The sequence below is a fragment of the Persicirhabdus sediminis genome (assembly GCF_016595495.1).
In the GTDB taxonomy this organism is placed as follows: domain Bacteria; phylum Verrucomicrobiota; class Verrucomicrobiia; order Verrucomicrobiales; family Akkermansiaceae; genus Persicirhabdus; species Persicirhabdus sediminis.
Map to the genome: position 1 here is coordinate 1 of NZ_JAENIM010000033.1, position 7420 is coordinate 7420.

Genomic DNA, 7420 nt, shown 5'->3' on the forward strand with positions numbered 1-7420 from the left:
GCGCGGGGGTGGGTGCCCCCGCGCATTTTTTTTGGCTAAAATGTGCCGCTTAGTGTTTTGTCACCTCGATGCGCAGGAAGAGTTTTTCCTCGCCGGCTAGTTCATCTAGCTGGATTTCATTGCTAGGTGGCGTCGCTGAAATGACTTCGCCCGTAGGCTCCCAATGGATCAAATCATTAGATTTCATCAGCTGATAGGTACGGCCCTCAGCACTTGGCCAGCTGAGGCTGAGCGAATCGCTATTGACCACTGAGCTGAAGCTCAGCTTGAACACTGAGTTAGGGTCATGTGGGTCAGTGCCTGCGATGATTTCGTCTTCATCAGAAACGCCATCACCGTCAGAATCAATCGCTGATAGATCCAGCGCTTCTAATGAAACTGGAATGCTAAGGTAACGAACTAGATAGAAGGAACGTGAATCATTACTGCCCACCTCATTGATCAGCATGTGGCCATTGAATACGATGGATTCCACGTCGCTAAGCGCTACGTGAGCGTCCGCAATGTCACCCAGATAGCCCGCGCCTTCGAGCCAGTTACCACTCACAGTTAGATTCTGTAAATGTCCAGCTAGGTTGGACTCTGGCAGCAAGGTGTCGGTGCATTCATAACGGTAGCTGCCATTAATCGTAGCGATGCTCAGGCTATAGGTCACCTGATAGGATCCGGTATTTGCGCCGTCGCCAAATTTTCCATCCGCTGTCCAGTTGTTCAAATTGAGATCCCATTGGTTGACGTCAAGATTCACGTTGGCAATGGCGATTTCCTCAGCTGGCATGCCTAACTCAACTGCCAGCTGGCTGCCAGTTTTGGTCATCAGCTGGAAATCAAACTCATCTCCATCCTCGCCAGTTCCCGCGACGATATTGAAGGCAACTTGCTGTCTAGCATCATTGATATCTTTACGCCAGTCAGGGGCTTCAGTAGCATTTTGTACATAATTGCCATCAGCGATGTTAGGATCAACAATCAGCTCCAGCTGAGTTTCAGCAAGCACGGTAATAATGACGCTTGCCTCCATTGCTTGTCCGTCTGCATCGTAGCCACGATAGACAAAGCTATCCTGCCCAACAAAACCACCCGCTGGCTGGTAGCTAAACGAACCATCGGCATTGAAAACTAGCTGGCCGTTGCTAACATCTGAGACTAACTCAACATAGGAAACATCCAGATCATTTTCCATCACCCCTGGCGCAGATACAGCCATCTGCTGGTTGCTAAACATCTTGTAGGCGTCATCTTCCACGGTCATCTCTACTAACATCACAGATAGGTCGATGCTTTGACCAATCAGAGTGTGATAGGAAGTTGCCGAGTTTGTTGGCGTTTTTATGATTTCAGAAATGCCCACAAAAGCAATGTCCTGCACGGAGTTCAGCAATACATTGGCCTGTGTGATATCACCGAGGAATCCCTCACCTGTGACCCAAGTTTCAGATGCAGCTAACTCTAGCGGGAATGACGCGCTCTCCGTCGTTGGCAGTAGCGAACTCACCACAACTTTACGATAAACGCCCCTGCTCGTGGTGATGTCGATGCCATAGCTGATTTCGATTTCTCCGTCAGAGTCGCCAAACTTGCTAGATCCATCAGTCCAGCCAACAAAACCAAATGTCCAGCTAAGTGGCTTGAGTTCAATGCCAGTGATCACCGCCTGATTTTGCTCAATAGCGAGCTCGCTCGCGATTTCAGCGGTGGATTTCGCCTGCAAGTTGAAATCTTGTAAGTCTCCAACAGCCCCTGCTTTGTCGTTGATGTCATAGGTGATGCGATCTGCTTTTTGGCTTCGCCAATCTGGCGCGTCGCCTGTGTTAGACCGATAGTCAAAACTCGTGATCTCTGGGTCCACCATCAGCTCGATAGTCGCCTCAGTGAAAACCTCAATGGTCACCACTGCTGGAGTACTCGCCCCGAGGCTATCAACGGCTTGATAGGCAAAACTAAGCAAACCGCTAAAACCTTCAGGAGCGCTGTAGCTAAAGGATCCATCAGCATTCAACTGCAGATCACCCACGCTAACATCAGCCACAAGAACCACACTCAAAGCATCCCCTTCAGCGTCGCTATCATTAGCCAGAACACCTGGCGCTGCCACACTGAGCAGTGAGCCATTAGCTGGCGTTTTATAGCTGTCATCATGAGCCAGTGGCGCCTTGTTTGGAATCGAGACAACTAACTCATCGAGATAAACCATAGAGCTAGCTGAACCGTGGTTTTCAAAACGGAATTGCGCATTGGCTGGCAATCCAGCTGGTGAGAATCGATGCGCTGGCACAACCACATCACCGTAATGAAACTGATGATTAATGAAATCAACATTCGGTTCAAAGCTAGCCACACTCACCCACTCAGCGCCATCGAAGAAGGAAAGCGAAAATGATTCTCCATCAACATAGGACTCAGCTAGATACCAAAAGGCCAGCTTGACTGACTCACGCTCAGAAACATCTAGCGGGCTTGATAGAGTCAGCTGAGAGCTGCTGCCACTATTACTAAGTTTCACGCAGTTCTCGCCCTGATAGGCTACAGCAGCATCTATATGCAGAACGGCATCGGCTCCAGCAGACTGCCAGCTACCCAGACCATTTTCAAACCCATCACTTGTTAGCGGCTGCCAGTTAATCAGCTCAGTTGCTTCGATTTCGGTTTCTAGCAGGTATCGCCACTGCGGCTGCAGTCCAGCCAGCCGGTACGCTGGCGTTTCTAGCATCTCAGCTGTCGGCTCAGACTCCAGCCCTTTAACCGTGAGGTTATTGCCGTAGTCTGGATCGCATGGCCAATCAGTGGACGTTCTAACGCCTCCTTCCCAGGTCATTCTCGTCCAACCATCTTTATACGTCACCCCATCTACGGTCTCCGTATTCTTATGGTTGTTGAATGCAAATTCATTGTTAGAATCATAACCAATGTTACCATCTATATGAGCATTCTCACTGAGTTCATCAAAAAAGATAATTCTCGCACCACTTTGATTTACCGACCTATTTCCATCGTGCAGATGGTTGTGCTCTATCAATGTTCCGCTCAAATTTCCTAGCGTATAGATAGCGCCTGTATCATGCACCATGTTGTTATAGTCATGGATGTGGTTGTAGCTGATCGTGTAGCTATTGCCACCGCCCCACCAGCCGATACTAGGACCACCGTAAGCCAAGTGATAGATCTCATTTTGCGAGATAGTCTGCGACCCTGACTTCGATGATACTACCGGATGGCCACTGTGGAATCTCCCCGCAATGTGGTGAATCGAGCAATTGTCGATGATGTTGTTAGTACTTGTACTATCCCAGTGGTCTACGCTGATACCATTACCGCCAATATCGGCGATTTCACATGCTTTGAACAAATTTCCCGTAGAACCAGTACTCGAGTTGCCGCCGGAATTATCCAACATGATGCCGGAAGGTTCCATGTGCAGCACTCGGCATTTCACAAAGCTGGAATTTTTCACACTATCCAAATGAATCGCTCCCGGTAGCGGGCGCACATAGTTAGGTCCAGCTCCGCCCATATCATAACAGCCCTGACCTTCTGACCAACCAGAGAAACCTTTGGGGTCATTAGTGATTCGAGGAATATCAAAATCACAATGCGCGAATGTTAGGTTATAAAAATGCAGGTTTTCCAGCGGCCCGCTAACTCGCACTAAGCGCGCAGGCGAATCCATGCCCACACTAACTACAGGCGCGATGACTTCTAGCTGGCTTAGATTTTCACCCGGTCTCGGGATGTAATAACAGATGCCGCTAGAGCGCTCTAAATAGAACTCACCAGGACTATCTAAAAAGCTCTTTGAGTTCTCGAAATAACAATACTTCGGGTTTTTAGTGAGCTGGTAGTGTACCACCTGTGAGTGAGGACCTTCAAATTCAAAAGATCTAGTGTCAGCATCAAAGTCAGTTAGAAATTTTCGGCTAGCACTCCAAACACGCAGCACGACCATTTCGATGTCTTCAAAACCTTGCCAAGTCGCCGCCGCATCTACCATTGCGTCATCATCTAGCACCTTTGCTCCATAGCTAGTAATCGACTTTGAACTAGAGCCACCACTATAAGTCGATTCGCACTGCAGCGCCCAATTGTTAGTCCCATCTTCATTTGGGTAGCGAGCGCGGATGGCACGCTTGCCATCAACAAAAAGTTGGCGAAAATACCAATCACCACTCTGTACTTCTGGGATTTGCACCGTCCAAATTCCATCTGGCTGCAATTGCCAGCCAGTGATTGCCTTGCCCCCACTGATCACCGCATTCGCTCCATCACGAGCCATCCAGGTCACACGGTGAGAGCTATCAGTATCGTCCGCGGTAAACTGTAGTTCCGAACTCAGTTGGTAACGTCCGCCATGGAGCACGACTTGCAGATCCTCTTGCAGCCCAGCGCTGATGAGCTCACGCGCAGCCGTCTGAGCTTTACTTAATGTTTGATAGGGACTCGCCTCGGACCCATCGTTAGTGTCCTTACCTATAGGAGAAACATGCACTTCTGCAGATTGCCCCGCAGTCAGCCCACAAAGGCATGACAGCAAGAATAAGTTCCTTTTCATTCTCATTATGTGTTGTGTCTGTTTATTAATGCTTAGCTAACAGCATTAGAAAAATGGAAAGGAGACTTTGCTTCTCAGCGCAGGCCCCCCTGTAAAAAGTGGTAGGAATCAAAACTATCACCCGAGATAAAAAACCAAACGGGCAGTTGAAACAAAGCTGTGTGCGAAACCTTTCATCTTCTTAGAAACAAAAGAATTAGGCCGCCCGCCATCTTTGTGGGTAACTATTCGTACTGATAATTTCACAAAAAACACAAATATATATGTCCAAACCAAGAGCTGAACCGGCCTGTATAGTTAATGTTACTAGCTTTAGTTTCATATATGTATTTGTTTCGCGCGGGGGTGGGTGCCCCCGCGCATTTTTTTTGGCTAAAATGTGCCGCTTAGTGTTTTGTCACCTCGATGCGCAGGAAGAGTTTTTCCTCGCCGGCTAGTTCATCTAGCTGGATTTCATTGCTAGGTGGCGTCGCTGAAATGACTTCGCCCGTAGGCTCCCAATGGATCAAATCATTAGATTTCATCAGCTGATAGGTACGGCCCTCAGCACTTGGCCAGCTGAGGCTGAGCGAATCGCTATTGACCACTGAGCTGAAGCTCAGCTTGAACACTGAGTTAGGGTCATGTGGGTCAGTGCCTGCGATGATTTCGTCTTCATCAGAAACGCCATCACCGTCAGAATCAATCGCTGATAGATCCAGCGCTTCTAATGAAACTGGAATGCTAAGGTAACGAACTAGATAGAAGGAACGTGAATCATTACTGCCCACCTCATTGATCAGCATGTGGCCATTGAATACGATGGATTCCACGTCGCTAAGCGCTACGTGAGCGTCCGCAATGTCACCCAGATAGCCCGCGCCTTCGAGCCAGTTACCACTCACAGTTAGATTCTGTAAATGTCCAGCTAGGTTGGACTCTGGCAGCAAGGTGTCGGTGCATTCATAACGGTAGCTGCCATTAATCGTAGCGATGCTCAGGCTATAGGTCACCTGATAGGATCCGGTATTTGCGCCGTCGCCAAATTTTCCATCCGCTGTCCAGTTGTTCAAATTGAGATCCCATTGGTTGACGTCAAGATTCACGTTGGCAATGGCGATTTCCTCAGCTGGCATGCCTAACTCAACTGCCAGCTGGCTGCCAGTTTTGGTCATCAGCTGGAAATCAAACTCATCTCCATCCTCGCCAGTTCCCGCGACGATATTGAAGGCAACTTGCTGTCTAGCATCATTGATATCTTTACGCCAGTCAGGGGCTTCAGTAGCATTTTGTACATAATTGCCATCAGCGATGTTAGGATCAACAATCAGCTCCAGCTGAGTTTCAGCAAGCACGGTAATAATGACGCTTGCCTCCATTGCTTGTCCGTCTGCATCGTAGCCACGATAGACAAAGCTATCCTGCCCAACAAAACCACCCGCTGGCTGGTAGCTAAACGAACCATCGGCATTGAAAACTAGCTGGCCGTTGCTAACATCTGAGACTAACTCAACATAGGAAACATCCAGATCATTTTCCATCACCCCTGGCGCAGATACAGCCATCTGCTGGTTGCTAAACATCTTGTAGGCGTCATCTTCCACGGTCATCTCTACTAACATCACAGATAGGTCGATGCTTTGACCAATCAGAGTGTGATAGGAAGTTGCCGAGTTTGTTGGCGTTTTTATGATTTCAGAAATGCCCACAAAAGCAATGTCCTGCACGGAGTTCAGCAATACATTGGCCTGTGTGATATCACCGAGGAATCCCTCACCTGTGACCCAAGTTTCAGATGCAGCTAACTCTAGCGGGAATGACGCGCTCTCCGTCGTTGGCAGTAGCGAACTCACCACAACTTTACGATAAACGCCCCTGCTCGTGGTGATGTCGATGCCATAGCTGATTTCGATTTCTCCGTCAGAGTCGCCAAACTTGCTAGATCCATCAGTCCAGCCAACAAAACCAAATGTCCAGCTAAGTGGCTTGAGTTCAATGCCAGTGATCACCGCCTGATTTTGCTCAATAGCGAGCTCGCTCGCGATTTCAGCGGTGGATTTCGCCTGCAAGTTGAAATCTTGTAAGTCTCCAACAGCCCCTGCTTTGTCGTTGATGTCATAGGTGATGCGATCTGCTTTTTGGCTTCGCCAATCTGGCGCGTCGCCTGTGTTAGACCGATAGTCAAAACTCGTGATCTCTGGGTCCACCATCAGCTCGATAGTCGCCTCAGTGAAAACCTCAATGGTCACCACTGCTGGAGTACTCGCCCCGAGGCTATCAACGGCTTGATAGGCAAAACTAAGCAAACCGCTAAAACCTTCAGGAGCGCTGTAGCTAAAGGATCCATCAGCATTCAACTGCAGATCACCCACGCTAACATCAGCCACAAGAACCACACTCAAAGCATCCCCTTCAGCGTCGCTATCATTAGCCAGAACACCTGGCGCTGCCACACTGAGCAGTGAGCCATTAGCTGGCGTTTTATAGCTGTCATCATGAGCCAGTGGCGCCTTGTTTGGAATCGAGACAACTAACTCATCGAGATAAACCATAGAGCTAGCTGAACCGTGGTTTTCAAAACGGAATTGCGCATTGGCTGGCAATCCAGCTGGTGAGAATCGATGCGCTGGCACAACCACATCACCGTAATGAAACTGATGATTAATGAAATCAACATTCGGTTCAAAGCTAGCCACACTCACCCACTCAGCGCCATCGAAGAAGGAAAGCGAAAATGATTCTCCATCAACATAGGACTCAGCTAGATACCAAAAGGCCAGCTTGACTGACTCACGCTCAGAAACATCTAGCGGGCTTGATAGAGTCAGCTGAGAGCTGCTGCCACTATTACTAAGTTTCACGCAGTTCTCGCCCTGATAGGCTACAGCAGCATCT

General features: G+C 48.8%; 2 protein-coding genes. Both read right to left on the reverse strand.

The genetic code is table 11. The features are described from left to right. Positions 1 to 49: 49 nt before the first annotated feature. Positions 50 to 4546, reverse strand: coding sequence for an Ig-like domain-containing protein (locus tag JIN82_RS06385; protein WP_200310805.1), 4497 nt, complete (start codon positions 4544 to 4546; stop codon positions 50 to 52). Between the two features lie 386 nt (positions 4547 to 4932). Then, positions 4933 to 7420 (reverse strand): Ig-like domain-containing protein (locus JIN82_RS06390; RefSeq protein ID WP_234041818.1); only part of this gene is annotated, 2488 nt, incomplete at its 5' end.